Source organism: Haemophilus parahaemolyticus (assembly GCF_018373095.1).
In the GTDB taxonomy this organism is placed as follows: Bacteria; Pseudomonadota; Gammaproteobacteria; order Enterobacterales; family Pasteurellaceae; genus Haemophilus_A; species Haemophilus_A parahaemolyticus_A.
Genome location: NZ_JAHAHT010000147.1, coordinates 1 through 2560 on the forward strand (window position 1 = coordinate 1; position 2560 = coordinate 2560).

Here is a 2560-nt window from a genome sequence, read left to right on the forward strand (position 1 = left end):
GGACCACCGCGGAACATTCCATTTGAATCTCGGGTTTTATAAAGCTGTGCAAGTGAAGATTCCGCAAATGCAGAACTCATACCCATTAACGCAGTGATCCACATCCAAAATACTGCTCCTGGTCCTCCTAATGCGATTGCAGTTGCAACCCCTCCAATGTTACCTACGCCCACACGGCTAGCTAAACCTGTGGTAAAGGCTTGAAATGGGGTTAAAGAATCTCCATTAGCCGCACGACCACCCCACATTTCACGTAAACTTTCTGGAAGTAAACGCAGCTGCACTAAACCCGTTGTGATAGTAAAAAATAAACCTGTGCCTAAAAGCAGGAGAATCGTTATATCCCAAATTGGTCCATCTAATGTATTGACAATCCAGTTTAAAATGGCTTCAAAGCCTGAAACAATAAAATCCATAAGACCTCTCAGTAAAAAAAAGAAAACGTTTGCATTGTAACCTTTTTTTAGATTTTGAAAACTTTTTTTAATGCTTTTTATAAAAAAAAGTATTATGTGAATAATTTTAGAACATCTAAGAGAATGTACTTATGTTGTCAATCTCATACTCTAAAATAACGATACCTTGCTGGCTAGTTATTGCGTAAATGGGTTCAAGAATGTAGAATCTGTAAAATTTTTTATTTCTAAAGAGGAAAGATTATGGGTTTTTTAACTGGTAAACGTATTTTAATCACAGGTTTAGCAAGCAATCGTTCAATCGCATACGGTATTGCACAAGCGATGCACCGAGAAGGTGCGGAACTTGCGTTCACTTATTTAAACGATAAATTAAAAGGTCGTGTAGAAGAGTTTGCGAAAGAATTCGGTTCAGACATTGTACTTCCAATGGATGTAGCAGAAGATCAAAACATCACAGATTGTTTCGCACAATTAAGCCAACGTTGGGAAAAATTTGACGGTTTCGTTCACTCAATTGGTTTTGCACCAGCAGACCAATTAGATGGCGACTATGTTGCAGCAGCAACGCGTGAAGGCTTCCGCATTGCACACGATATCAGTGCATACAGTTTTGTGGCAATGGCACAAGCAGCTCGCCCATTTTTAAACCCTAATTCAGCGTTATTAACCCTTTCATACTTAGGTGCTGAGCGTGCAATTCCTAACTATAACGTAATGTGTTTAGCAAAAGCATCATTAGAAGCAAGCACACGAGTGATGGCAGCAGATTTAGGTAAAGAAAGTATCCGTGTGAATGCGATTTCAGCAGGCCCAATCCGTACCTTAGCGGCTTCTGGTATTAAAGACTTCAAAAAAATGTTGTCTAATTTTGAGAAAACAGCTCCTTTACGCCGTACTGTAACGATTGAAGATGTAGGTAACTCAGCTGCATTCTTATGCTCAGACTTAGCTGGTGGTATTACTGGTGAAGTGGTTCACGTAGATGCAGGTTTCAGTATCGTGGCAATGGGTGATATTAGTGCGGAATAGTTGCCAGAACAACTGCTTAAGTTGAACTAAAATTAACCATTTTTGCCCGCCCTTGTACAGGGTGGGCTTTTTATTAAGAGAGAATTATGTTTTCAAATAACCCACTTTTGGCTCAATTAAAACAGCAAATGGAAGCTAATAAAGAATATGCAGAAGGACGCGTTAAAGCGACCGATAAATCTTACGGCTTTTTAGAATGCGAAAAAGAGAGCTTTTTTATTCCGCCTATGGAAATGAAAAAAGTGATGCATGGTGATACCGTAAAAGCGGTGGTAAAACGTGAGGGTGATAAGGTTTCAGTAGAAATTGATAGCTTAATTGAACCGATGTTAGGGCGCTTTATCGCTCAAGTTCGCTACAATCGCGAGGGTAAATTACAGCTTGTAGTGGATCATCCAAGCATTAAAAATAACATTCCTGCGAATACGCATAAGAATGTGAAAGAAAAATTAGTAGAAGGCGATTGGGTTGTAGCGCAATTGAAAACGCATCCATTGCGTGATGATCGCTTTTTCTTTGCTCAAGTGACGCAATTTATTTGCCACGAAAGCGATAATTTCGCCCCGTGGTGGGTAACCTTGGCTCGCCACGAACAACCGCGTGAGCCTGTGGCAACCGAGAAAAGTTATAGTTTAAATGATGAATTAACACGCCAAGATTTAACCGATCTTTATTTCACCACCATCGACAGCGAAAGTACGCAAGATATGGATGATGCCCTGTTTATTCAGCCAATTGAAGAGAATGGCACACAAACGGGCTGGCGTTTGGTGGTAGCTATTGCCGATCCAACAGCTTATATTCCTGAAAATTCGGCGATTGAAAAAGCGGCTCGCCAACGTTGTTTTACCAACTATTTGCCAGGCTTTAACATCCCAATGTTACCACGTGAATTATCGGATGACCTTTGCTCACTTGTGCCTAATGCGAAACGCCCTGCATTAGTGGGTTATATCGAAACCGATTTAGCGGGTAATATCAGCAAAGAGGTGAAGTTTGTTTCTGCGTGGGTAGAGAGCAAAGCAAAATTGGTTTACGACCATGTTTCAGATTATTTGGAGGGCGTGGAAAATGCGTGGCAGCCTGAAAACGAACAAGTGAAACAGCAGATT

3 protein-coding genes are annotated in these 2560 nt (G+C 40.7%); 2 read left to right on the forward strand and 1 reads right to left on the reverse strand.

Annotated features, from left to right (window positions below; all coding sequences use genetic code 11):
- The coding region (locus tag KH943_RS09800) for an alanine:cation symporter family protein (protein WP_304110404.1) at positions 1-416 on the reverse strand (416 nt) is incomplete at its 3' end.
- A gap of 243 nt (positions 417-659) precedes the next feature.
- On the opposite strand from KH943_RS09800, the gene fabI reads away from it, so the two are divergent.
- Entirely contained in the window at positions 660-1448 is a 789-nt protein-coding gene (gene fabI / locus KH943_RS09805; RefSeq protein ID WP_304110405.1) for an enoyl-ACP reductase FabI, read from the forward strand.
- Positions 1449-1534: 86 nt separating this feature from the next.
- Positions 1535-2560, forward strand: a 1026-nt coding sequence (locus KH943_RS09810) for a VacB/RNase II family 3'-5' exoribonuclease (RefSeq protein ID WP_304110406.1), incomplete at its 3' end; no start/stop codon positions are given.